General features: G+C 69.7%; 23 protein-coding genes. 6 read left to right on the top strand and 17 right to left on the bottom strand.

Annotated features, from left to right (window positions below; genetic code table 11):
* Window positions 1–3: 3 nt before the first annotated feature.
* Together ligD and ABLI39_RS01850 are read left to right on the top strand one after the other, a co-directional pair.
* Window positions 4–1038, top strand: coding sequence for a non-homologous end-joining DNA ligase (gene ligD, locus ABLI39_RS01855; protein WP_349411660.1), 1035 nt, complete (start codon window positions 4–6; stop codon window positions 1036–1038).
* Window positions 1035–1745: a response regulator transcription factor gene (locus tag ABLI39_RS01850; protein ID WP_349411659.1), complete on the top strand. Its 711-nt coding sequence runs from the start codon at window positions 1035–1037 to the stop codon at window positions 1743–1745. The genes ligD and ABLI39_RS01850 overlap by 4 nt, the downstream gene beginning before the upstream one ends.
* On the opposite strand, the gene ABLI39_RS01845 is transcribed toward ABLI39_RS01850, so the two are convergent.
* The 4 genes from ABLI39_RS01845 to ABLI39_RS01830 form a co-directional block, all read right to left on the bottom strand.
* Window positions 1693–3192, bottom strand: a complete 1500-nt coding sequence (locus tag ABLI39_RS01845) for a sensor histidine kinase (RefSeq protein ID WP_349411658.1) — start codon at window positions 3190–3192, stop codon at window positions 1693–1695. The genes ABLI39_RS01850 and ABLI39_RS01845 overlap by 53 nt on opposite strands.
* A 221-nt stretch (window positions 3193–3413) precedes the next feature.
* Window positions 3414–4163, bottom strand: a complete 750-nt coding sequence (locus tag ABLI39_RS01840; RefSeq protein WP_349411657.1) for a CDP-alcohol phosphatidyltransferase family protein — start codon at window positions 4161–4163, stop codon at window positions 3414–3416.
* Window positions 4164–4229: 66 nt separating this feature from the next.
* Complete coding sequence (locus ABLI39_RS01835) at window positions 4230–4679, bottom strand: hypothetical protein (protein ID WP_349411656.1); 450 nt, start codon at window positions 4677–4679, stop codon at window positions 4230–4232.
* Window positions 4676–5065 carry a cupredoxin domain-containing protein gene (locus ABLI39_RS01830; RefSeq protein ID WP_349411655.1) on the bottom strand — a complete coding sequence of 130 codons (390 nt, stop codon included), beginning with the start codon at window positions 5063–5065 and terminating at the stop codon, window positions 4676–4678. Before ABLI39_RS01830 ends, ABLI39_RS01835 begins: the two co-directional genes overlap by 4 nt.
* A gap of 240 nt (window positions 5066–5305) precedes the next feature.
* Here ABLI39_RS01830 and ABLI39_RS01825 point away from each other — a divergent pair, with 240 nt between their 5' ends.
* Window positions 5306–5980, top strand: a complete 675-nt coding sequence (locus ABLI39_RS01825; RefSeq protein ID WP_349411654.1) for a DedA family protein — start codon at window positions 5306–5308, stop codon at window positions 5978–5980.
* A 427-nt stretch (window positions 5981–6407) separates the two neighbouring features.
* Window positions 6408–7286 (top strand): AfsR/SARP family transcriptional regulator, encoded by an 879-nt coding sequence (locus ABLI39_RS01820; protein WP_349411652.1) that lies wholly within the window; start codon window positions 6408–6410, stop codon window positions 7284–7286.
* Between the two features lie 55 nt (window positions 7287–7341).
* Here the strand turns inward: ABLI39_RS01820 and ABLI39_RS01815 are convergent, their stop codons facing one another.
* Together ABLI39_RS01815 and ABLI39_RS01810 are read right to left on the bottom strand one after the other, a co-directional pair.
* Entirely contained in the window at window positions 7342–8634 is a 1293-nt protein-coding gene (locus tag ABLI39_RS01815) for a Y-family DNA polymerase (RefSeq protein WP_349411651.1), read from the bottom strand.
* A 17-nt stretch (window positions 8635–8651) separates the two neighbouring features.
* A complete protein-coding gene (locus ABLI39_RS01810) occupies window positions 8652–9083 on the bottom strand; it encodes a LexA family protein (RefSeq protein ID WP_349411650.1) in 432 nt (143 codons plus the stop codon).
* Between the two features lie 154 nt (window positions 9084–9237).
* Between ABLI39_RS01810 and ABLI39_RS01805 the strand changes: the two genes are divergently transcribed.
* Together ABLI39_RS01805 and ABLI39_RS01800 are read left to right on the top strand one after the other, a co-directional pair.
* The gene (locus ABLI39_RS01805; protein WP_349411649.1) at window positions 9238–9942 is read left to right on the top strand and encodes a class I SAM-dependent methyltransferase; all 705 of its coding nucleotides are present in this window, start codon (window positions 9238–9240) and stop codon (window positions 9940–9942) included.
* Window positions 9943–9984: 42 nt separating this feature from the next.
* Window positions 9985–10674 carry an SDR family NAD(P)-dependent oxidoreductase gene (locus ABLI39_RS01800; RefSeq protein WP_349411648.1) on the top strand — a complete coding sequence of 230 codons (690 nt, stop codon included), beginning with the start codon at window positions 9985–9987 and terminating at the stop codon, window positions 10672–10674.
* Window positions 10675–10722: 48 nt separating this feature from the next.
* On the opposite strand, the gene ABLI39_RS01795 is transcribed toward ABLI39_RS01800, so the two are convergent.
* The 11 genes from ABLI39_RS01795 to ABLI39_RS01745 form a co-directional block, all read right to left on the bottom strand.
* Window positions 10723–11256: a GNAT family N-acetyltransferase gene (locus ABLI39_RS01795; RefSeq protein ID WP_349411646.1), complete on the bottom strand. Its 534-nt coding sequence runs from the start codon at window positions 11254–11256 to the stop codon at window positions 10723–10725.
* 46 nt (window positions 11257–11302) lie between these two features.
* Entirely contained in the window at window positions 11303–11923 is a 621-nt protein-coding gene (locus ABLI39_RS01790; protein WP_146337688.1) for an L-threonylcarbamoyladenylate synthase, read from the bottom strand.
* Between the two features lie 70 nt (window positions 11924–11993).
* Window positions 11994–13139, bottom strand: coding sequence for an XdhC family protein (locus ABLI39_RS01785; protein WP_349411645.1), 1146 nt, complete (start codon window positions 13137–13139; stop codon window positions 11994–11996).
* A gap of 8 nt (window positions 13140–13147) precedes the next feature.
* Window positions 13148–13921, bottom strand: a complete 774-nt coding sequence (locus tag ABLI39_RS01780; protein WP_349411644.1) for an SRPBCC family protein — start codon at window positions 13919–13921, stop codon at window positions 13148–13150.
* Window positions 13911–15236 carry a vWA domain-containing protein gene (locus tag ABLI39_RS01775; RefSeq protein WP_349411643.1) on the bottom strand — a complete coding sequence of 442 codons (1326 nt, stop codon included), beginning with the start codon at window positions 15234–15236 and terminating at the stop codon, window positions 13911–13913. The genes ABLI39_RS01780 and ABLI39_RS01775 overlap by 11 nt, the downstream gene beginning before the upstream one ends.
* Window positions 15229–16152, bottom strand: a complete 924-nt coding sequence (locus tag ABLI39_RS01770; RefSeq protein ID WP_349411642.1) for an AAA family ATPase — start codon at window positions 16150–16152, stop codon at window positions 15229–15231. The genes ABLI39_RS01775 and ABLI39_RS01770 overlap by 8 nt, the downstream gene beginning before the upstream one ends.
* Window positions 16149–16793 carry a nucleotidyltransferase family protein gene (locus ABLI39_RS01765; protein ID WP_349411641.1) on the bottom strand — a complete coding sequence of 215 codons (645 nt, stop codon included), beginning with the start codon at window positions 16791–16793 and terminating at the stop codon, window positions 16149–16151. The genes ABLI39_RS01770 and ABLI39_RS01765 overlap by 4 nt, the downstream gene beginning before the upstream one ends.
* The gene (locus ABLI39_RS01760; RefSeq protein WP_349411640.1) at window positions 16777–17715 is read right to left on the bottom strand and encodes an XdhC family protein; all 939 of its coding nucleotides are present in this window, start codon (window positions 17713–17715) and stop codon (window positions 16777–16779) included. The genes ABLI39_RS01765 and ABLI39_RS01760 overlap by 17 nt, the downstream gene beginning before the upstream one ends.
* 1 nt (window position 17716) lies before the next feature.
* Window positions 17717–20110 (bottom strand): aerobic carbon-monoxide dehydrogenase large subunit, encoded by a 2394-nt coding sequence (locus ABLI39_RS01755; RefSeq protein WP_349411639.1) that lies wholly within the window; start codon window positions 20108–20110, stop codon window positions 17717–17719.
* Complete coding sequence (locus ABLI39_RS01750) at window positions 20107–20667, bottom strand: (2Fe-2S)-binding protein (RefSeq protein WP_349411638.1); 561 nt, start codon at window positions 20665–20667, stop codon at window positions 20107–20109. The genes ABLI39_RS01755 and ABLI39_RS01750 overlap by 4 nt, the downstream gene beginning before the upstream one ends.
* A 5-nt stretch (window positions 20668–20672) precedes the next feature.
* Window positions 20673–21563, bottom strand: coding sequence for an FAD binding domain-containing protein (locus tag ABLI39_RS01745; protein WP_349411637.1), 891 nt, complete (start codon window positions 21561–21563; stop codon window positions 20673–20675).
* Between the last annotated feature and the right edge of the window lie 99 nt (window positions 21564–21662).

Genomic DNA, 21662 nt, shown 5'->3' with positions numbered 1-21662 from the left:
CTCATGGCGCGGGAAGAAACCACGGTTTCCGTTGAGGGACCGGATGGCAGCAGGGAACTCAGGATCTCCAGTCCCAGCAGGCTGCTCTGGCCCGCGGCGGGCCTGAGCAAGCTGGACCTGGCCCATTACATGATCGCCGTCGGGGATGCCTTCCTGGAAGCCAACGGTGACCGGCCCATTACGCTGCAACGGTTCTCCGGCAACGTCGACGGCGAGCAGTTCTTTTCGAAGAACCCGCCCAAGGGCGCCCCTGACTTCGTGCGGGCGGTAGACGTGGTCTACCCGAGCGGCCGCTCCCACCCCCAGCTGGTGATCGACGAGATTGCCGCTGCCGTGTGGGCGGTCCAGATTAACACCGTGGTCTTCCACCCCTGGGCGTCCCGGGCCTCAAACCCGGACAACCCGGACCAGCTGCGGATCGACCTGGATCCGCAGCCCGGCACCGGGTTCAAGGACGCCGTGCCCGCCGCCCGGGAACTGCGCCGGGTGCTGGCCGAGGCAGGACTGACAGCCTTCATCAAGACCTCCGGCAACCGCGGGCTGCACGTCTTCGCCCCGATCGAGCCGGCCCACGAATTCCTCGAGGTCCGGCACGCCGTCATCGCCGCCGCGCGCGAACTTGAACGCCGGATGCCGGAACAGGTCACCACCGCCTGGTGGAAGGAAGAACGCGGTGCCAAAGTCTTTGTGGACTACAACCAGGCCAACCGCGACCGCACCATCGCCGGAGCCTACAGCCCGCGGGCGCTGCCTGCCGCCACCGTGTCCTGCCCGCTGGACTGGGACGAGCTGGACGGCGCGGACCCCCTGCAGTTCACCGTCGCGACCGTCCCCGGCCGGCTCCAGGCCACCGGGGATCCCTGGGCTGGCATGCATACCAGCCCGGGCTCGCTCGACGCCCTGCTCGGGTGGTGGGAACGGGACCTGGCCGCGGGCCACGGCGAGCTTCCCTTCCCGCCGGACTTCCCGAAGATGCCGGGCGAACCGCCGCGGGTGCAGCCCAGCCGGGCCCGGACCAAGGAGCCGGGGCAGCCGTGAGGATCCTGATGGTGGAGGACGAGGCGGCGCTCGCCGAAACGGTCCGCCGCGGTCTGAGCAACGAGGGGTTCGTCGTCGACGTCATGCACGACGGCGTGAGCGGGCTATCCGCGGCGACCGAAAACAGCTACGACGTGATCCTGCTGGATCTGATGCTGCCGCTCAAGAACGGCTACGACGTGCTGCGGGAATTGCGGGCCCGCAGTATCTGGACCCCGGTGCTGATGCTCACCGCGAAAGACGGGGAGTACGACGAGACCGACGCCTTCGATCTGGGCGCGGACGACTACCTCACCAAGCCGTTCAGCTTTCTGGTGCTGGTGGCACGGGTCCGGGCGCTGGTGCGCCGGGGCGCCCCCGAGCGGCCGGTGGTGCTGACCCTGGGGACCCTCACCCTGGACCCGGTCACCCGGACCGTGCGCCGCGGGGACTCCACGATCGGCCTCACGGCGCGCGAGTACGGGCTGCTGCAGTACCTGATGCGCCGCCACGACCAGGTCGTCTCCAAGTCCGAGATCCTCGACAACGTGTGGGATCCGGCCTTCGACGGCGGCGACAACGTGGTGGAGGTCTACATTGGCTACCTGCGGCGCAAGATCGATGCCCCGTTCGGCGTGCAGACCCTCGTGACGGTCCGCGGCATGGGCTACCTGCTCAGCGCCGACCGGAGCGCTGCGGCCGGGGCTTCTCAGCAGCGCGGGGCGTGACGGCGGTCAACCCGGCGTCCCGCTGGGCGGGGAAGGTCATTTCGAAGCGGCACCCGCCGGACGGGCTTCTCGTGGCCCGGATGGTCCCATGGTGGGCTTCCATGATGCCCGCCGCGATGGCCAGGCCCAGCCCGCTGCCGCCGCCCTCCCGGGACCGGCTTTGGTCGAGCCGGACGAACCGCTGGAAAACGCGGTCCCGGTCGGCGGCGGGGATCGGATCGCCGTCGTTGTCCACCGTCAGTACGGCGCCCTCCTTCCTGATGCGGAGGGCGACCGTAATCCGGGAGATGGCGTGCCGGTCCGCATTGTCCAGCACGTTGCGGAGCACCTGGCCGATCCGCCGGGCGTCCCCGGTGATCCGCGCCGGGGTGAGCTGCGCCGTCACCTTGTGGCTGCTGGTGGACCGCAGCCGGCGGACTTCCTGGTCCACAACGTCGTCGAGGTCCACGTCGGCGCTCTCCAGTCGCAGGCCGCCGTCGTTGGCTTTGGCGAGCGTCAGCAGGTCCTCCACGAGGTACCGCATCCGGGCGGTTTCGCCGGCCAGGACGGACTTCATCTGGTTCCAGGTCACGCCGGTCGGATCGGCCGAGGCGATCTCCACTCCGGCGCTCAGGGTGGCGAGCGGGCTGCGCAGTTCGTGGCTCGCGTCGGACACGAAACGCCGCTGCTCCCGGTCCGAGGCCTGCAGGCGGTCCAGCATCATGTTCATGGTGACGGCCAGGGCCTGGATTTCGTCGTGGGTTGGCGGCACGTCCACCCGGCCGTCGAGGCGCTGGGCATTGATCCGCGCGACCTGGCCGCGGATCCGTTCGACTTGGCGCAGTGAACGCCCGACGAGCAGCCAGACCGAGACCCCCACCACCGCGAGCAGCAGCGGGGTGGCCCCGAACATGAACCACGCGACCGTGGCCAGCGTGTCCGCCTGGATCTGGATGGTCGAGGCAACGACCACCGTGTACGCCGTGGGTCCCACCTGGGCGCCGGTGGCCACGACCAGGAAGTCGTCCCCGCCGTCGACGCCGGGCAGGCTGCTGACTTCTTCGGTCAGGGTCCGGCCGGGCGCCGGCCGCAGGGCGGTCAGCGGCACCTTCTCCACGGCTGAGTCGGAGGCCGTGACAACGGCGCCCGCGGGATCAAGGATCTGCACCACCTGCCCGGCATGGGCGGTGGCGAACAGATAGTCCCCGGCATCGGCGATGTCCTGGTCCTCGACTTGGCTGATGACGTCATGGGCCTTGCGGCGTGCGGCGGATTCCGTGGAGGCGCTCAGGGAGGCCTGCAATAGGCCCAGCAGCACGACACTGCCGAGCAGGAGCGCGAGGGCGACGACGGCGACGGCGACCGCCGTCGACCGCTTCCGCAGGCCCCAGGTCGCACTGCCCCGCGGCGGGCGGGTCCGGCCGCGGCCAGTACCCGCCGTCCCATCCACGGGCGCGTCGTGTTCCATGCTCCAAGAATGGTGCAACTCGGGGACCGCGACAACCATTCACCCCGCCCTGGTGTCCTCAGGCTCCTCTCAGGTGCAAAGGGCCACAGTAGAGGCAGGCCCCACGTTGTAGTCCAACGCCAAAGATCCCGGCCGCGCACTCTCCTCAACCAGTGCGCGGCCGGACACTTGTCCGGCGGCCTCCTCAGTCTCCTCAGACCCGCCTGTCCATCAGCTGCGCGTCAGCTGCCGGGGATGACTGCGGTACCGGCCGCCTCGGGTTCCACAGCCGCCCTCCGTTCCAGGGCAGCGGCGTCGCGGCCGAAGGAGAACAGCAGCAGGGCAAGGGCCGCAAGGAGTCCCGCCGCCCCCACATCCGCCGGGACCCCGGGCGCCAGGGCCAGCAGCAGGGCACCCGGCTGGACAGCGCCGATGGCCTTGCGGGCGCGCGAGGGCGGAAGGGTCTTCCGCAGGGCGGGGCGGAACCGGCCGGCGGCGGTAAAGGCGTAGTACAGCGAACCGATCAGGAGTGTCCACGGCCCGAGGGCGGCCGCGGCGGCGCAGGAAAGCACCAGCGTCAATGCCGCGTCCGTCTCGGTGTCCAGGCGTGCGCCGGCCTCGGACGCCGAACGGGTGCGCCGCGCCACCGGGCCGTCCAGCGCGTCCAGCGCCCACGCCGTGGCACCCAGGAGGAGCAGGAGCGTCCCCGGGGGCTGACGGCCGAGGAAGCCGGTGGCGGCCAACGCCGCACAGCACGCCACCAGCACCGCCCGGACCAGGGTGACGCGGTCCGCCGGCGTGCACACCCTGGGCCTGCGCTGCAGGATCGACCCGGCGGTGCGGACCATTACCGCGGCGCCGGCGCCCGTAGCCACCAGCCCGGCGAGTGGGTCCGGGGAGTGAACGGACACGAGCCAACCGCCCGCAGCGAAGTAGGCGGCCGCGGCGGCCGCGACGTCGGCCGATCCGCGGCCGGGTGTTCTGATTGCCATGGGCACCTCGCCCCCATGCTAACAACGCACCGTTCAGGACGGGCCCGGGAAGGGCGCCGGCCGACGTCAGCGTGCCGGCGCGCGGTACCGGGTACGCGTCCGTGCCAGGCCGACGCCGGCGAGCACGGCGCCGGCGCCCTCTGCGCCCGCGCTGGCCGCCTTCTCGAAGTACCAGACCGGCTCGTACATGGCCGGAAACGGGCCGAAAGCGGGCAGGTCCACGTAGCGGTAGAGCACGACGGCAGCGAACGCGCTCAGCGCCACCAGCAGGGCGAAGGCGTACGCGGCCCGGCTGCCGCGCAGCAGCACCGCCAGCGCGGCGAGCGCGGCCGCCGCGGATTCGAGCAGGAACAGGGTGCCTTGGCCGATGCCCTGCGGAGAGCCGGCCTGGTAGCCGGGAGCGAGATGGAGGTGGACCGCGGCATCGACCAGCAGGGCAACGGCCGTGAGGGCACGCAGGCCAACGTCTCGTCCCCGTCCCCGGGTCGGCGCGGCGCGGCTGGCTGGTACGCTCACCGGACCGTCAGCGTCCCGTGCATGCTGGGGTGGTACCTGCAGTGGTAGGTGTACGTTCCGGGTTTGGACGGTGCGGTGAAGGTGGCCGTGCCGCCGCTGCCCTTGACGTCGACGTCGAACGCCGAGCCGTCGTCGGCGGTGACGGTGTGTGCGGCGCTGTCCATGTTCGTTATGGTCAGCGCGGCCCCGGCGGGCACCAGCAGCGGCTCGCCGTAGCCGAAGTCGCGGATGGTGATGGCCATAGTGGCAGCTGCACTTGCAGGTGCAGTTGCCGGGCCGGCCGTGTTGGCCGGGGGCGCCGCGGGTCCGCCTCCCGGGGCGCAGCCGGCAGCTCCCAGCAGGACCGCCGCCAGCAGGAGCGTGACGCGCGCATTTCCGGTGTTCATGGTGCAACCCCTATCCCGGTGACCCGGATTCGTGGCTTTGGACGTGTTGCTGCCTGATCCAATCTTCCTCCCGTTGCAGGGAAATAGCGCCGACCCGGGAGCGCAGGTCCGTGGCCGGGGAACCGGCCGGAAAGCGGTCGGGGCGACGGCGTCGTGGCCGGGTGGATGGCGGTCCGGCGGGGGAGGGTGTGGCAGGGTAGGGGATGACCCGAGTTCCGCCGCGCCCGAGGAGTCCGAACGATGTCCGTGCCCGCCGTGGTGCCTGTAGCGTCCCAAGCGCACGAGCTGACCGGAATCGTCGGCTTCGCTGCCCAGGCCATCGACGCGTTCGGGGAATGGGGTGTTGGGCTGTTCACGCTGGCGGAGACGGTCTTTCCGCCAATCCCCAGCGAGGTCATCCTGCCGCTGGCCGGTTTCCTCACCCGCCAGGGATCCATGAGCCTGGCGCTCGTCTTTCTCACCAGCACCCTGGGCGCGTACGTGGGTGCGCTGCTGCTCTACTGGCTCGGCGCCCGCCTGGGGCTGGAGCGGTCCATCCGCTGGCTGACCCGGCTGCCGCTGGTGGACCGGGAGGATTTTGAGAAGGCCGCACACTGGTTCGACCGCCACGGCCGGCCGGCCATCTTCTTCGGCCGGCTGATCCCCGGCGTGCGGAGCCTGATCAGCCTTCCCGCCGGCGCCCAAAAAATGAACATGCTCACCTTCAGCCTTTTCACTATCGCCGGGAGCGGACTGTGGAACGGGCTCCTGATCGGTCTGGGCGCCTTCCTTGGAGCCCAGTACGAGCTGATCGAGCAATATTCCCGGTACCTCAATTACGCCGTTTACGTGGCCGTCGCCGCCCTCGTGGCGTGGTTTATTGTCAGGGCAATCCGACGGCGGAAATCAGGCCGCGGCACCCCTGCCGGCAATTAGTGCGTCGTTCGTGGGCCAATTCCGGGCCCCGCGGGCGCCGTCCGGCTACGTGGTTGACGAGTCCGCGAATGTGGCAGGTGACGTTCCGAGGATACTTGAAGCGGCACTCTTTCCCGGTGCTGCCTACTTGGCCCGGACCGTGATTACCTGCATCTGTTCTCGCGCGCTTACTCAGCAGTACTGGCAGCCGTACCCGTCTTTCATTCCCCCAGAAATCGGGTAGTTTCCCTGCTTGTTGCCCAATGTTCATCGTGTCACGGTGGCTGTGAGGGGTCGGCTAGAACAGGGGTTTCAGTCCGCACTGTTCCGTCTCTACTTCGGCCTTTGAATGACGCGATTTAAATCGTTTTACCTGGGGAAATCGGAGAACATCGTGAACAATTTGCCGGGAGCAACACCATCGATATCCGTTCAACTTTTTGGATCCTTGGAAATCCGCCGCGACGGCGTGGCACTCACTGCCGCGGATCTGGGCGGGTGCAAACCGCGGCACATTTTTGAGATTCTCCTGCTGAATCTGGGCACGCCGGTCTCCAAAACCCGCCTGATCGAGATCCTCTGGGGTCCAAGTGCCAGTGACGGCGCCGTGGCAACGCTGGAGAGCTATGTCAGCGGTATCCGCCGAGCAATTCAGCCGGGCCAGACCAAGACCGGCCCGCTCCGGACCGCGAACAGCGGCTACGTGCTGGATCCCCAGCTGGTGGACCTGGACCTCTCGCGCTTCCGCGGTCTGCTCCGCGCGGCCAGCCTCGCGGCCCCAGCCGATGCGTATCCGCTCCTGCTCGAGGCCCTGGAACTCTCCGCCGAACCGCTCCTCGGCTTCGAACTCGTGGCCGACTGGGCAGAAGAGGCCCGCACCCGCCACTCCGCTGAGCGGGTCGCCGCGATGATCTTCGCCGCCGAGACGGCGACTTTCCTGGAGCGTCATGACGAGGCGATCCGTTGGGCACAGGCAGCGATCCGGACGGAGCCGCTTAACGAACGGGCCTGGACGGTCCTGGTGACGGCGTACGAACTTGCCGGACTGCCGGTGGAGGGCCTCTCCGCCTACGACCGATGCCGCCGGCTCTTTGACCGCGACCTGGCCTGCTCTCCCGGCCCGGCCCTCCAGGCGGCGCATCTGCGGCTCCTGCGCCAGCGCGCGGAAGCAAACACAGAACTCTCCGAAGTGCTCGCGGCCCTGCTCTTCCTGGGCGAGAGGCTGCACGGCGCCGGACCGCAGCGCCTGGCGGCCGACGACCGGCTGCATGAGAACGCCGGACGGATCCTGGATTCCTTCCTGCAGCGCGTCCGCGCGGCCGTCTGAACCGCCACTGTCCCGTCGTCGGACCGGTGTCCGGCCGTCAGGCGGGTCGGCGGTGTCAGCCCGCCTTGACGACGGGCAGCTCGTCCCAGTGGGTGGTGTAACGCGGGGACAGCATGTCGCGCTTCATCGTCCAGTCCGGTCCGCCGCGGATTCCGGCGTGCCCCAGGCCGATGGAGCCCCGGCCGTATTTGCGGCTCACCTCCTCCAGCAGCGGGCCGATGCCGCGTTCCTCATGCGGGTTCTCAAAGGCAGCCAGTGGAGCCTGGCGGGCGGTCGGGCGCAGGTCCGTGACCATGATGCCCGCCCGCGCGTACTTCACGCCGTCGTCGATCCGGGGGAGCAGGGCGTAGGACGCCCGGGCCAGCAGCACCGGATCCGCGGTGGGCATCGGCAGCCTGACACAGGCCGAGGGATATGAGCTGTCGCGGGGGTTGTAGTGGGACGTCGCGGCGAAGGCGGTGAGGACCGCGGCCTGCAGCTCGTGCCTGGCGAGCCGGGCGCTGGCCTGCTGGGCGTAGATGCCGAGGACTTGGCGCATGCCGGCCGCGGTGCTGATGGGCGTGGCGAAGGACCGGCTGAAGATCAGCTGGTCGCGGCCGACGCGTTCCTCCTCGAGCGGGATGCAGGGGGTGCCCTGAAGTTCCAGGACGGTCCGCATCAGCACCACCGAGAAGCGGTCCCTGATTCTGATCGGGTCCGCGCGGGCGAGATCCAGCACGGTATGGATCCCCATCCCGTTGAGTCGTTTTGTCAGCCGCGTGGCGACACCCCAGAGTTCGATCACGGGCAGCCGGGCCATCAGGTGCTCCCGCCTGTCCGCGGGAACAGAATCCCAATGGCAGACGCCGTCGAAGTCCGGGTTGTGCTTGGCCCACTTGTTGGCCAGCTTCGCAAGGGTTTTGGTGCCGGCGATGCCGACGCAGACCGGGACGCCCACATTCCGGCGCACCGCCGTCTTCATGGCCTGGCCCAACCGAAGCAATTCCTCCGGGGTTCCCCGGACGCCAAGGAAGGCCTCGTCGATGCTGTACACCTCCAACCAGGCCGAATAGCGGCCCAGGAGTTCCATCACGCGGGCGCTGATGTCCCCGTAAAGCTCGTAGTTGCTTGACTTTGCCACCAGCCCCCACTCTTTGGCCCGCGGGGCGATCTTGAACCAGGGTTCCCCGAGGGGGATGCCGAGGGCCTTCGCTTCGGCCGAGCGGGTGACCGCGCAGCCGTCGTTGTTCGAGAGCACCACCACGGGCCTGCCCTCCAGGGAGGGATCGAAGGCGCGTTCGGCGCTGGCGTAGAAGCAGTTCACGTCCACGAGCGCGATGCTGCCTCGGCGGACGCGGGATTCAATCATTGGTCTCAGGCATGGTCTCAGACATGGTGCAGGCACCGGGTGGCGACACCCCAGATGACGAGGTCGGCGAGGGCGGGCACCCGGATGTCGGGGTAGCGCGGGTTGTCCGCCTGCAGGACCACCCCAGACGCTGTCAGGCGGAGGCGCTTGACGGTGAGTTCGCCGTCGAGGACGGCGACGACGACGCAGCCGTCGCGGGGCTCCAGTGCCCGGTTCACGATGAGTTCGTCGCCGTCGCTGATGCCGGCGCCCTCCATCGAGTCCCCGGACACCCGCACCACGTAGGTGCTGGTGATGTCCTTGATGAGGTGTTCGTTGAGGTCGATCCGGCCGTCAAAGTAGTCCTGGGCCGGCGACGGATAGCCGGCGGCGACCGGTACCGGCGAGATCAGCACCGACAAGAGGGAGGAGCCCGCATCTATCACGCGCGGCCCGATGATTACGCCCACAACACACCTTTATTCGAACATATCTTCGAATCTAAGTGTAGCCCCGAGGGGTGACAATGGACCCTCGGCGCCGTGGCTGGTGAAGGGCGGTGCCGGCTTGCTAGGGTCAACCCTTATTGTCCCGCGCGTGGGATTTCGCCTGAAGGGAAGCGCAATGAACGTCGACCACTATGACAGTTTCGCCCAGAGCTATTCGGCGGAGAACGAGTCCAGCCTCCTCAACGCGTACTACGAGCGGCCGGCGATGATTGCGCTCGCGGGCGACGTCGACGGGCGCCGGATCCTGGACGCGGGGTGCGGCGCCGGGCCTCTGTCCGCGGCATTGGGCGCGAAGGGCGCGATCATGACCGGCTTCGATTCCAGCCCTGCGATGCTGGAGTTGGCAAGACAGCGCTTGGGCGCGACCGCGGACCTGCACGTGGCCGACCTCAGCAAGCCGCTCCCTTTCGCCGATGGCTCCTTCGACGACGTCGTCGCGTCCCTGGTGCTGCACTACCTGGAGGACTGGACGTCGCCGCTTGCCGAACTGCGGCGCGTGCTGAAGCCGGGCGGCCGCCTGATCCTGTCCGTCAACCACCCCACGGTCAGTGTGGTCAACCACCCAACCGAGGACTACTTCGCCCTCCGGCAGTACTCGGAGGACTATGAGTTCGACGGCGAACCGGCGGTCCTGACCTTCTGGCACCGGCCGCTGCACGCGATGATCAACGCCTTCATATCGGCGGGCTACCGCGTGGCCACCGTGAGCGAACCGGAGCCGTCGCCCGATACTCCGCGCGAACTGCTTCCGCCGCGCATCCTTAGCGGGGAGAAGTCGGCGTTCCTGTCCTTCATCTTCTTCGTCCTCGAGGCCAACTAGGCCAGCACAAGAATCGCCCCGCACTACGGCTAGCCTGAGCAGATGAAGAAACTGGCTGTGGTGACAGGTGCCAGCCGCGGTCTTGGGCTGTCCCTGGTCAACGAGTTTTCGGCGTCCGGCTGGAGCGTCATAGCGATCGCGCGGACGCCTCAGCCCGAGAGCGCCCGCACGCACGCACGCGACGTGGTAACCGTCCACCATGATGTTCGATCAGCCGTTGCGACAGAACTTCTTGAGGCCCTAGACGGCCGCCCCGTCGACGTGCTGATCAATAACGCGGCGCAGGGAGCACCCCATGGCGACCTCGGGGCGATTCCCCCGGAAGGAATCTTGAACGCCGTTGACGTGAACGTTGCCGGTCCGCTGCGCCTGGTGCAGTTCCTGTTGCCGAACCTCTTGGCGGCCCCTGATTCGATCATTATCAACGTGACGTCCCGGCTGGGGTCCCTGGCGGCCCAGGCCAACGGTGACTTCTCAGACCTGTCGACGAGTTATGCGTACAAAATCTCCAAAGCCGCGCAGAACATGCTGACCGTAGCGCTGGCGCAAGACCTCCAGGGACGGGTTCGCTGTTGGGCGGTACACCCGGGCAAACTTGCGACTGGGATGGGGCAGCCCGATGCGTCCAAAGATCCGCGCACCGCCGCCCGGCAACTGCGGGAACTGGTCGATTCGGGCGTCCGGACGTCCCCCCGCTTCTGTTCCCTCGGTGAAGAGGATCTTTCCTGGTAGAACAGGCGAACCAATCCCGGACCTCAAAGAGCAGCCCGGCGTAGGAGGTCAGGCGCCGCCGTTGGGAGCGGTATCGATCCAGTAGCGGCGTTTGCCGTTGCGGCTGTCCTCGTAGACGCCGCCGTTCTTTTCGATGGTTGCCCGGGAACCGGCATTGTCCTCGTCGCAGGTAACGAGAGCGCGGGGGATTCCGAGGTCCCGGGCAACCGGCAGGGCCTCAGCCAGCGCTGCCGCCGCGTGGCCGCGGCGCCGGGCGGAGGGCCGCACGCTGTAACCGATGTGGCCGCCCTCATTGAAGAGGAAATCGTTCAGTTCATGCCTGACGGCCAGGGAGCCCAGGAACTTCTCGCCCTCGACGATCCACAGGTACGTGCAGGGCACATAGCCCGGTTTCCGCGGGGTCTCCGGCAAAGCACCGTTGATGAGGGCGTCCACAAAGCGGCGGAACGACCCGGCATCCCTAAACTCATCCAGGGACCAGTCCTCAGCGCCTCCGCCGTCCCGGTGGGCTCCGTTGAATTCAGCGGATCCCTCCAGCCAGGTGGAGTGGAAGCGGACGTCCGGAGCGATGAGGCGAGGCATCCCAAGAGCCTAGTCGAACGGGCTTCGGTTCCGGCGCTATTGGTCCCTATTCGAACCTGGACGGGTCGCCCATGCCGTGGCGGACAACCTCGGCAACGCCGCTGGAGAAGTCGATGACCGTCGTCGGCTCCGCCCCGCAGTCACCGGAATCGATCACGGCGTCCACCACGTGGTCCAGCCGCTCCTTGATTTCCCAGCCCTGGGTCAGCGGCTCCTCCTCGTCCGGCAGCAGCAGGGTGCTGGAAAGCAGCGGCTCGCCAAGTTCGGCCAGCAGCGCCTGGACCACTGTGTGGTCCGGGATCCGGACGCCCACGGTCTTCTTCTTCGGGTGCAGCAGCCGCTTCGGCACCTCCTTGGTGGCGGGCAGGATGAAGGTGTAGCTGCCCGGCGTCACGGCTTTGATGCTGCGGAACACGTCGTTGTCGATCTGCACGAACTGGCCGAGCTGGGCGAAGTCCTTGCAGACCAGCGTGAAGTGGTGCTTGTCGTCCAGATGCCGAATTGCGCGGATCCGCTCCAGGGCGTCCCGGTTCCCCAGCTGGGCGCCCAGGGCGTAGCAGGAGTCGGTCGGGTAGGCGATCAGGCCACCGGACTTCAGCAGCTCCACTACCTGCGTGATGGAGCGCGGCTGGGGGTTATCGGGGTGCACATCGAAGAATCTCGCCATGGCATGAGCTTACGCCCGGCGCCGCGGGGCTGCTGTACCTTCGGGGGCGGGGGCCGACGTCGAACTGCGGCTAGGCCGGCGGCTGTTCGCGGTGCAGTTCGTCGTGGTGGATCCGTTCGTCCAGCTGCCGCAGTGGCTCGCCGCTGCCGCTCCACTGCTTGGCGATGATCTCCGCGGCGATGGACACCGCCGTCTCCTCCGGGGTCCGGGCGCCGAGGTCCAGGCCGACCGGGCTGTGCAGCCGGGCCAGTTCGGCATCGCCGAGTCCGGACTCGCGCAGCCGCCTCAGCCGATCCTCGTGGGTGCGCCGCGAACCCATCGCGCCGACAAACGCCACGGGACTTCCGCGCAGGGCTACCTCCAGTAGCGGAATATCGAACTTCGGGTCGTGCGTGAGGACGCAGATGACCGTCCGTTCATCCACCAGCCCCGCCTTCTGCTGAGCGGCGAGGTAGCGGTGCGGCCACTCGTTGACCACCTCGGCGGCGTCGGGAAACCTCGCGGGCGTGGCGAAAACGGCGCGGGCGTCGCAGACGGTCACCCGGTAGCCGAGGAAGGTGCCGAGCCGCGCCAGCGCCGAAGCGAAGTCGATCGCGCCGAAGACGAGCATCCGCGGCGCCGGGGCGTAGCTGGTGAAGAAGATCCGCATCCCGCTGTCCAGCCGCTCCCCGTCCGGGCCGTAGCTCAGGATGCCGGTCCGGCCCGCCGCCAGATAGCCCTGGGCGTCGTCGCCGACGGCCAAGTTGGCGCGCTCCGAGCCCAGGTTGCCTTCGAAGCCGTCCGGACGGACCACCAGATGCCGTCCCAGCCACGCGCTGTCGGGGTGCTCGATGACCGTGGCCACCCCCACCCGCTTCCCGTCGGCGATGTCCTGCCGGACGCCGTCGAGCTCCGCGAAGCGCTCCCGGGAGACCGGTTCGACGAAGATGTCGATGATCCCGCCGCAGGTCAGGCCGACGGCGAACGCGTCGTCGTCGCTGATCCCGTACCGCACCAGCGCCGGGACGCCGTCGTCCTTGACCTGGGTGGCGAGTTCGTACACGGCGCCTTCCACGCAGCCGCCTGACACGGACCCGACGGCCTCGCCGCCGGCTGTAACGGCCATGGACGCGCCGGGCAGCCGGGGAGCGGACTTGAACGTGCTCACCACGGTGGCGAGGCCGGCGGTAGTGCCGTGCTGCCAGTCCGGCATGATGGCCGCCAGGACATCCCGCATGGTGCCTCCTAGAGCCGTCCGCAGAGCCGGAGCATCCGGAACGCGGAGCGCCGGCCCGCCCAGTAGGCGACGCAGGCCACGGCAGCGACCAGGCCGAGGACCTTGCCGGGGCTGGAGAGCTGGTCGGCGGCGATGCCCTTGGCGAGGCTGAAGGCCTCGAGGCTGCTCGACGGCGACGGCGACGGCGACGGCGCGGGCAGCGGCTGCGGGGACGGCGCGCCGGCGCCCGAGGTTGCGGGCACGGGTGAGGGCGCCGCCACCGGGGTGGCGGCCGCCGTAGGTGCAGGTCCCGCGGCCGCCGTCGCCCCCTCGACAGTGGCAGTCGACGCCGCACCCGGTTCGGCGAGCATGGCCTGCAGGTTGCCGGCGAACAGCCCCATCATTTGTTCGGTGACACTGCCGATCACGCTTTTCCCCATCGCCGCCGCCTTGCCGGAGAGTGCCAGATCGGCGCTGACGGTTCCGCGCGTGGTGCTCCCTTCCTCCGTGAGGGCCAGCGTGACCTGGGCTTCCGCAGTGCCCTGGCCGCGGGTTTCCTGGGCCTTGCCGCCGAGCACGGCCCGGTGCTCAGCGGCGTTGCGCTCCAGAACGTTGAGCAGCCCCTTGTACTGCATGTTTACCGGGCCCAGCTTGACCGTCATGCCGACCTGGTAGGCGTCGTCGGAGAGCTTGTTCAGGATCTGGGCGCCCGGAAGGCAGCCTGCCACCCGTTCGAAGTCCATCAGGGTGTCCCAGACCTTGTCGATTGGTGCCACCACCGAAAAACTGCTGTCAATCTGCATGAGCTTCTCCCTTGTCTTCCCGTTGTGTGCCGGTCCTTGGTGGTCCCGGAGTTCGCCCGTCCGGTGTCGTCACGACGTCGCCCCGGATGGCGGCCGCGAGCTCCGCCAGCGCCGCATAGCTGTGTCCGCTGACGAAGGCGTCGCAGTAGGGCAGCGCCGCGGCGATGCCGCCGGCCAGCGGCCGGTAGCCCGGCGCGGCCTTGCGCGGGTTCACCCAGACCACCCGGTGCGCGAGACGCCGCAGCCGGGCCATCTGCGCAGCGACCTGTCCCGTATCCTCCTGCGCCCAGCCGTCGGAGAACACCACCACGACGGCGCCCCGGGCCAGCCCGCGGCGGCCGTAGTCGTCCAGGAAGCGCCGCAGGCTCCCGGCGATCCTGGTGCCGCCGGCCCAGTCGGGCGCCGTGGCGGCGGCCTCTGCGAGGGCCAGATCAGGATCACGGTGAGCCAGCTGACGGGTCAGTCGCGTGAGCCGGGTGGAGAACACGAAGGCCTCAGCTCCGGCGTTCGCGACGGCACCTTGCAGCAGGGACAGGAAGACCCGGGAGTAGGACTCCATCGAAGCGGACACGTCGCACAGCAGCACCAGCTTGCGCCGTTGCTCCCGGCGCCGGGCGTAGTACAGCCGGGGGGAGTCGTGGCCGGCGCGGCGGGCGGCCCGCACGGTGGCCCGGACGTCCAGGCGCGCGGTGCTGTGCGGCGATTTGCGGGTCCGCCTGCTCCGGCGCACGGGTGTGGCCAGCTGGATCCGGGCTGCGAGCCGCCGTACCTCGGCGGCCTCGGCCGCGGAGAGCTCGGCAAAGTTTGTCCCGTGCAGGTGCTCCTCCGTGGATGCCATCGCGAGGATGGCGTCGCGATCGGGTCCGGAGCGGGCGCCGTCGTCGTCGCGGCCCGTCGCCACGGCAGGGTGCCGGGGGCCGGCGGTGGGGCCGGACTCGGTGGGGCGGCCGCTGTCCGCAGCGGGCCGGGGGCTCGAGCCCTCGTCCGGCGGCGGGGCAGGCGGCGCCGGGACGGGGGTGCCGGCGCTGCGGTCCAGCGCTGCGGCCGGATCGAAGCCGCCCCGGAAGACGGTGTTGAACACGGCGTCGAACACCGGAAGCTGCTCGAGGCTGGCCACCAGGACCACGCGCAGTGTCCAGTAGAGCCGTTCCAGGGATGTCGGGGGGACCAGGCGGAGGGCCTCCGCCAGCCGGGCGGCCCGGTCCGGGGAGCAGGAAACGCCGGCGCGGCGCAGGGCCGTGATGACGGCGGCGGCCAGGGCGGCAGCCTCCACAAACGACGGCGGGGCAACCGGACCCGGCCTCGTCTCAGTCACCCGTGCCTCCAACCAGCCAGGCCGCCCCGCGGGAGTCCACCAGCTCCAGGTCGTCACGGTTCTTGACGATCGAGCCCCAGGTCTGTTCGGCCGTGGCGGCGTCGATCCGCTCGATCCCCAGCACCGCGAGAGCCGAGACCCAGTCAATCGCCTCCGAGATCCCCGGCGGTTTCGCCAGGTCAAGGGTCCGCAGCCGGGTGATCACCGCGGCGGCCTGCAACGCCAGCGGCCCGCTGCTGGCCGGCACGCGGCGGCGGACGATCTCGGCGATCCGCCCCGGCCCGGGGTAGTCGATCCAGTGGTAGAGGCAGCGGCGGGTCAGCGCGTCGTGCAGGTCCCGGGTGCGGTTGGAGGTCAGGACCACGATGGGCGGATGGGTGGCGCGGATGGTGCCGAGCTCGGGGATGGTGACCGAGGCTTCCGCAAGCAGTTCGAAGGTGAACGCCTCGAACTCGGCGTCGGCTCGGTCGATCTCGTCCAGCAGCAGCACGGCCGGCCGCGGCCCGGGATGCTCGATGGCCTGGAGCAGTGGCCGGCGCAGCAGGTACTGGGGGCCGAACAGCTCGGCTTCGCTGACTTCGGCGTCGCGGGCCTCGGCCAGCCGGATGCCCAGCAGTTGGCGCTGGTGGTTCCACTCATACAGCGCCTCGCCCGCGTCGATGCCCTCGTAGCACTGCAGCCGGAACAGGGGTGTTTCCAGCAGTTCCGCCAGGGTCTTGGCGGCCTCCGTTTTGCCCACCCCGGCCTCGCCCTCGAGCAGGATCGGCTGCGGCAGCCGCACCGCGAGGAACAGGGCGGTCGCCAGCCCGGTGTCGGCCAGGTAGTCGTGCCGGTCCAGGGCCGCCATCAGCGACGCCACGTCCGGGACCCGCCGCTGTATCTCGTCCTCTGCCCCCGTCCGGGCCGCCGTGGTCACCCGGCCCCCTGCAGCTCGGCCAGCACCCGCTGGTAGTCCTCCTCGTTGTCGACGTCCAGCGGGACAGGCCCCGGCGTCCGGACCTCGACGACGTCGTCCGCCCGCTGCTCCAGCAGCTTCCACACAGCCTTGTCCCCGTGCAGCGAGGCCACCTCCGGCAGCAGCCGCCGGCTGAACGCCAGGGGATGGCCGACGCCGTCGTCGTAACGGCATACGGCGGCCCCGGGGCCGTCCGGCCGTGCCAGCGCGCGGAGCAGCGGTGCCACGTTCCCGGCGCGGACGCCCGGCTGGTCACCGAGCAGCAGCACTACCGCACTGGTATCCGGCCGCAGCAGGGCTATCGCGGCGGCAATCGAGGATGAGCAGCCCTCGTCGTAGTCGGGGTTGAGCGCCACCTCGCAGCCCGAGGTGTCCACGGCGCCCAGGACCTCCTCGGCGGAGCCGCCCAGGGCCAGCACAATCTGGGCGAAGCCGCAGCGCCGGGCTGTCGCGAGGACGGCGTCCAGCAGCACGCCGCCGCCGTAGGGGAGCAACTGCTTGGGCCTGCCCAGGCGCCGCGAGCCCCCGGCCGCCAGGATGACGGCGGCCGTGCCGGCCGGGACCGGGGACTCAGGGATGGGGGAGTCAGGTGCTGAGGGCATAGCGCTCCGGGTCCTTGCGGAAGGCCGCGCGGCAGCCAGGGGAGCAGAAGTAGACGGTGACGCCGTTGTGCTCGAGGTGCAGGGAAGATTCCACCGCCGGCACGGACATGCCGCACACCGGATCCACCGCGGTCTTCGGCTGCGGGGTCGAGGGGCCCGGAACCCCGCCGGTGTGCGCCCTGTTCTGAGCGCCGGCCCGCGCCGTGGCCCGCTCCTGGACCAGCTGGGCGAAGATGGACAGGGCGATTTCCCCCGGGGTGCGCGCGCCCAGCTGCAGCCCCGCCGGCGTGTAAACCCGAGAGCGCAACACATCGTCGACGTCGAGGGAGTCCAGCACCGCGGCGCCGCGCACCTCGCTCGCGACGAGGGCCACGTAGGGCACGCCGGCGCGCAACGCCGCTTCGAGGGCGCCCTCCTCGGCCTTGCCGTGCGAGGCGACAATCAGGGCTGCGTCCCCCGCACGGGGCTGGGCCGCGTCGCCGTCGGCCAGTTCGACGTCGAACCCGACGCCTGGCCCCAGCGCGGCGAGCGCCTGCGCCACCGGTGCGCCCCCGACCACCACCACCCGGGGCGCCGGGATCCGGGGCTGCAGGAAAATCTCGATCGCGCCGCCGCTCAGGCACGGGTTGGACACCTCGACGGCGCCCTCCTCGGTGCGGTGCGACGGTTCGCCGGGCAGGACGCGCAGCAGCAGGGGTTCCCCGGAGGCCAGCACCTGCAGCCCGTACTCCCGGACCGAGGACTCAACGCAGTTCCCGCCAACGAAGCCCTGGAGCTCGCCGCCGGGTAGCAGCAGGGCGGTGTCGCCGGCGCGGGCGCTGGTCGGATGCTGGGCGCGGACCACCGTGGCGTGCACAAACGGCTCGCGGCGGGCGGCGAGCTCGCCGGCCCGGGCGGCGATGGATTCAGCGGTGGCGGCCATCTCAGATCGGCGGCCTTGCCCGGCCCTGCATGGCGGCCCAGACCCGGGCCGGGGTGCAAGGCATGTCCATGTGCGTGACCCCGAACGGCGCCAGCGCGTCCACGACGGCGTTGACGATCGCCGGCGGGGAGCCGACCGTGGCGGACTCGCCGATGCCCTTGGCGCCGATGGGGTGGTGCGGGGAGGGAGTGACCGTAAAACCGGTCTCCCAGTCCGGCACTTCCATGGCGGTGGGGATCAGGTAGTCCATAAAGGACCCGCCCAGGTTGTTGCCGTCCGCGTCGAACTCGATGATCTCCATCAGGGCCATCCCGACGCCGTCGGTCAGGCCGCCGTGGACCTGGCCCTCGATGATCATCGGGTTGATCCGGGTCCCGCAGTCATCCACCGCCACGAAGCGCCGCACCTTGACGTGCCCGGTGCCCGGGTCGATGTCGACGACGCAGATGTACGCGCCGAAGGGGAAGGTGAGGTTGGGCGGGTCGTAGGTGACTTCCGCGTCGAGGTTGCCGTCCACGCCCTCGGGCAGCGTCAGCGTCCCGTGGGCGGCCATCGCGATGTCCTCGATGGTCTTTCCCGCGGTGGGGTCGCCCTTGACGAACCAGCGGCCCTTCTCCCATTCCAGGTCCTCCGGGCGGGTCTCCAGCATCGCGGCGGCGATCAGCTTCGCCTTCTCCCGCACCTTGCGCGCCACGAGCGCCACGGCGCCGCCGCTGACCGGTGTCGAACGGCTGCCGTAGGTGCCCAGGCCGAACGGCGTCTGGTCCGTGTCGCCGTGGACGACGTCGATGTTCTCCGGCGGGATGCCGAGTTCCTCCGCAACGATCTGCGCGAACGTGGTTTCGTGGCCCTGGCCCTGGCTCTGCACCGAGATCCGGACCACGGCCTTGCCGGTGGGGTGGACCCGGAGTTCGGCGCCGTCGGCCATGCCCAGGCCCACGATGTCGAAGTGCTTCCGCGGCCCGGCGCCGACGACCTCCGTGAAGAAGGAGATGCCGATGCCCATCAGCTCGCCCTTGGCCCGCTTCTCCTGCTGTTCGCGGCGGAGGTCCTCGTAGCCGGCCAGCTCCATGGACTGCCGCATGGCCGCCTCGTAGTTGCCGGAGTCGTAGACCCAGCCGGTTTTGTTGGCGTAGGGGAACTGCTCCGGCTTGATGAAGTTCTTCAGCCGCAGCTCCGCGGGGTCCATCTCCAGTTTCCGGGCGAGGATGTCCACCATCCGCTCCACGAGGTACACAGCCTCGGTGACGCGGAACGAGCAGGCGTAGGCCACGCCGCCGGGGGCCTTGTTGGTGTAGACGCCGGTGACCTTGCAGTACGCGGCCTGCAGGTCGTAGCTGCCGGTGAAGATGGAGAAGAAGCCGGCCGGGGTTTTGGTGGGCTGGGCGGTGGCGTTGAAGGCGCCGTGGTCGGCCAGCACGTTGGTGCGCAGGGCCAGGATCTTGCCGTCCCGGGTCGCGGCGATCTCGCCCTGCATGATGTAGTCGCGGGCGAACGAGGTGGACATCAGGTTCTCGGAACGGTCCTCCACCCACTTGACCGGGCGGCCGGTGACAATGGAGCCTACGACGGCGAGGATGTAGCCCGGGTAGATGCCCACCTTGTTGCCGAAGCCGCCGCCGATGTCCGGGGACACGATCCGGATCTTGTGCTCCGGGATGCCCGCGACGATGGCGAAAAGCGTGCGGTGGGCGTGCGGGGCCTGGGTGGTCTCGTAGAGGGTCAGCTTGCCGTTCACGGCATCAAAGTCGGCGACGGCGCCGCAGGTTTCCATCGGCGCCGGGTGCACGCGCGGGTAGACCATCTCCTGGCTGACGACGACGTCGGCGCTCGCGAATACGGCCTCGGTCTCCGCCGCGCTGCCGATCTCCCAGTCGAAGATCCTGTTGTCCGTCCGGCCGGCGATTTCGTCCCGGATGACGGGGGCGTCGGCGTCGAGAGCCCGGCGCGCGTCGACCAGCGGCGGCAGTACGTCGTATTCGACTTCGATCAGTTCCAGCGCGTCGCGGGCGGCGTACCGGTCCTCGGCGACGACGAACGCGACCTCCTGGCCCTGGAACCGGACCTTGTCCGTGACCAGCACGGCCTGCACGTCGGCGGAGAGCGTCGGCGCCCAGGCGAGTTTGAGGCCCTCGAGGTCCTTGCCGGTGATGACGGCGAGGACCTTGGGGTGGGCCAGGGCGTTGGTGGTGTCGATCGACACGAGCCGGGCGTGCGCCACCGGGGCGCGCAGGATCGCGCCGTGCAGCATGTCGGGCAGCACGAGGTCGTCGATGTAGTGGCCCTTGCCGCGAACGAAGCGGGGATCTTCCTTGCGCTGGATGCGGCCGTAGCCGATCGGGCGGTCCGCGTCGCCGGCTGCGGGGTTGCTGCCCCGCTCGTGGATGACAGTCATGCCTTCACCTCTGCATTGTCGGTTTCCGCCGCGACGTCCTCCACCACGGTGTCGGTGCCGTCGAGGACCTCGTCGGCGCCTTCGCCGCCGGTAGCGGCGGCGGGATGGGCGGCGGCCCACTGCACCGAGCGGACGATCGTCGCGTAGCCGGTGCACCGGCAGATCTGGCCGGAGATGGCCTGCCGGATCTCACCCTCGTCCGGGTGCGGGTTCTTATCCAGCAGGGCGCGCGCGGTAAGCATCATGCCCGGGGTGCAGAAGCCGCACTGCAGCCCGTGTTCCTCCATAAAGCCCTGCTGGACCGGATCCAGTGTGGCCCCGCTGGCGAGCCCCTCCACGGTGCGGATGTCGTGCCCGGCGGCCATGGCCGCGAGGACGGTGCAGGACTTCACCGGCTGGCCGTCAATTAGGACCACGCAGGTGCCGCAGTTGCTGGTGTCGCAGCCCCAGTGGGTGCCGGTCAGGCCCAGCACCTCGCGGATGTAATGCACCAGGAGCACCCGCGGTTCGATCTCGGACGTCACTTCGTTGCCGTTCACGGTCATGCTGATCTGCATGTGCTTCAGCCTTCCTGAGTCTGTTCGGCCGTCCCGGTGGCGCGGGCGCAGGCCCGCCGCAGGACCCGCCGGGTGAGTTCGTCGGCCAGGTGCCGCTTGTAGTCGACTGGCCCGCGCTGGTCCGCCACCGGGTCGCAGGCCTCGGCCGCCAGAGCGCCGGCCTCGGCGTACAGCTCCTCGGACGGTTGCTTGCCCCGCAGCCGCTCGGCGGCCGCCTCGACGGTGTGGTCCAGGCCCAGCGCCGTCAGCCCGACGGCGGCCTCGGCGATACTGCCGTCCTCCGCGAGGGTCACGGCCGCGCCGGCAGCCCCGACCGCCCAGTCGCCCACGCGCCGCTCCACCTTCTCGTAGGCGCTGGAGGAACGGGGCCGGACCGGGAACCGGACTTCGGACAGCAGCTCGTCCGCCCCGACGGCGGTCTGGTACGGGCCGCGGTGGAAGTCCCGCATCGACAGGATGCGCTCGCCGCCGGGGCCGCGGACCACCGCTACGGCGCCGAGGACGTCGCAGACCGTGGAGAGGTCCTCGGCCGGGTCAGCCTGGCAGAGCGAGCCGCCGATCGTGCCGCGGTTGCGCACCACAGGGTCGGCGATGACGCGTTCGGCGTCCCGGACAATCGGGAACAGCCGGGCGATCTCCTCCGATTCCAGCAGCGTGCTGTGCCGGGTGAGGGCGCCGACGCGCAGTTCCCCGCCGCCTTGCAGGATGAAGTCCAGTTCAAAGAGGTCGTTGATGTCGATCAGCCATTCGGGCCGGGCGAGGCGGAGCTTCATCATCGGAAGCAGGCTGTGGCCGCCGGCGATGATCCGAGACTCGGGGCCGTGGCGTGCCAGGAGCTCGAGCGCGTTCTCCACGGTGGTGGCGCGAACATAGTCGAATGGAGCCGGAATCTGCATAGTCCCACCTCACTCCGGGGCGCAGGCAACGTCGCACGGCGCCGGTTTAAGGCAAGTGTTGCCCCGCCCCGAGAGGGGTGTCAATATCGACATAAGCGA

It is taken from the genome of Pseudarthrobacter sp. B907 (genome assembly GCF_040137805.1).
Classification (GTDB): domain Bacteria; phylum Actinomycetota; class Actinomycetes; order Actinomycetales; family Micrococcaceae; genus Arthrobacter.
This window is presented reverse-complemented; position numbering and strand designations above follow the sequence as displayed.

What these genes read in the sequence shown, in the direction of transcription:
- ligD (WP_349411660.1), top strand. Translation starts at nt 4, where the DNA reads ATGGCGCGGGAAGAAACCACGGTTTCCGTTGAGGGACCGGATGGCAGC.
- ABLI39_RS01845 (WP_349411658.1), bottom strand. Translation starts at nt 3,192, where the DNA reads ATGGAACACGACGCGCCCGTGGATGGGACGGCGGGTACTGGCCGCGGC.
- ABLI39_RS01840 (WP_349411657.1), bottom strand. Translation starts at nt 4,163, where the DNA reads ATGGCAATCAGAACACCCGGCCGCGGATCGGCCGACGTCGCGGCCGCC.
- ABLI39_RS01830 (WP_349411655.1), bottom strand. Translation starts at nt 5,065, where the DNA reads ATGAACACCGGAAATGCGCGCGTCACGCTCCTGCTGGCGGCGGTCCTG.
- ABLI39_RS01825 (WP_349411654.1), top strand. Translation starts at nt 5,306, where the DNA reads ATGTCCGTGCCCGCCGTGGTGCCTGTAGCGTCCCAAGCGCACGAGCTG.
- ABLI39_RS01815 (WP_349411651.1), bottom strand. Translation starts at nt 8,634, where the DNA reads ATGATTGAATCCCGCGTCCGCCGAGGCAGCATCGCGCTCGTGGACGTG.
- ABLI39_RS01805 (WP_349411649.1), top strand. Translation starts at nt 9,238, where the DNA reads ATGAACGTCGACCACTATGACAGTTTCGCCCAGAGCTATTCGGCGGAG.
- ABLI39_RS01800 (WP_349411648.1), top strand. Translation starts at nt 9,985, where the DNA reads ATGAAGAAACTGGCTGTGGTGACAGGTGCCAGCCGCGGTCTTGGGCTG.
- ABLI39_RS01795 (WP_349411646.1), bottom strand. Translation starts at nt 11,256, where the DNA reads ATGCCTCGCCTCATCGCTCCGGACGTCCGCTTCCACTCCACCTGGCTG.
- ABLI39_RS01790 (WP_146337688.1), bottom strand. Translation starts at nt 11,923, where the DNA reads ATGGCGAGATTCTTCGATGTGCACCCCGATAACCCCCAGCCGCGCTCC.
- ABLI39_RS01785 (WP_349411645.1), bottom strand. Translation starts at nt 13,139, where the DNA reads ATGCGGGATGTCCTGGCGGCCATCATGCCGGACTGGCAGCACGGCACT.
- ABLI39_RS01780 (WP_349411644.1), bottom strand. Translation starts at nt 13,921, where the DNA reads ATGCAGATTGACAGCAGTTTTTCGGTGGTGGCACCAATCGACAAGGTC.
- ABLI39_RS01765 (WP_349411641.1), bottom strand. Translation starts at nt 16,793, where the DNA reads ATGCCCTCAGCACCTGACTCCCCCATCCCTGAGTCCCCGGTCCCGGCC.
- ABLI39_RS01760 (WP_349411640.1), bottom strand. Translation starts at nt 17,715, where the DNA reads ATGGCCGCCACCGCTGAATCCATCGCCGCCCGGGCCGGCGAGCTCGCC.
- ABLI39_RS01755 (WP_349411639.1), bottom strand. Translation starts at nt 20,110, where the DNA reads ATGACTGTCATCCACGAGCGGGGCAGCAACCCCGCAGCCGGCGACGCG.
- ABLI39_RS01750 (WP_349411638.1), bottom strand. Translation starts at nt 20,667, where the DNA reads ATGCAGATCAGCATGACCGTGAACGGCAACGAAGTGACGTCCGAGATC.
- ABLI39_RS01745 (WP_349411637.1), bottom strand. Translation starts at nt 21,563, where the DNA reads ATGCAGATTCCGGCTCCATTCGACTATGTTCGCGCCACCACCGTGGAG.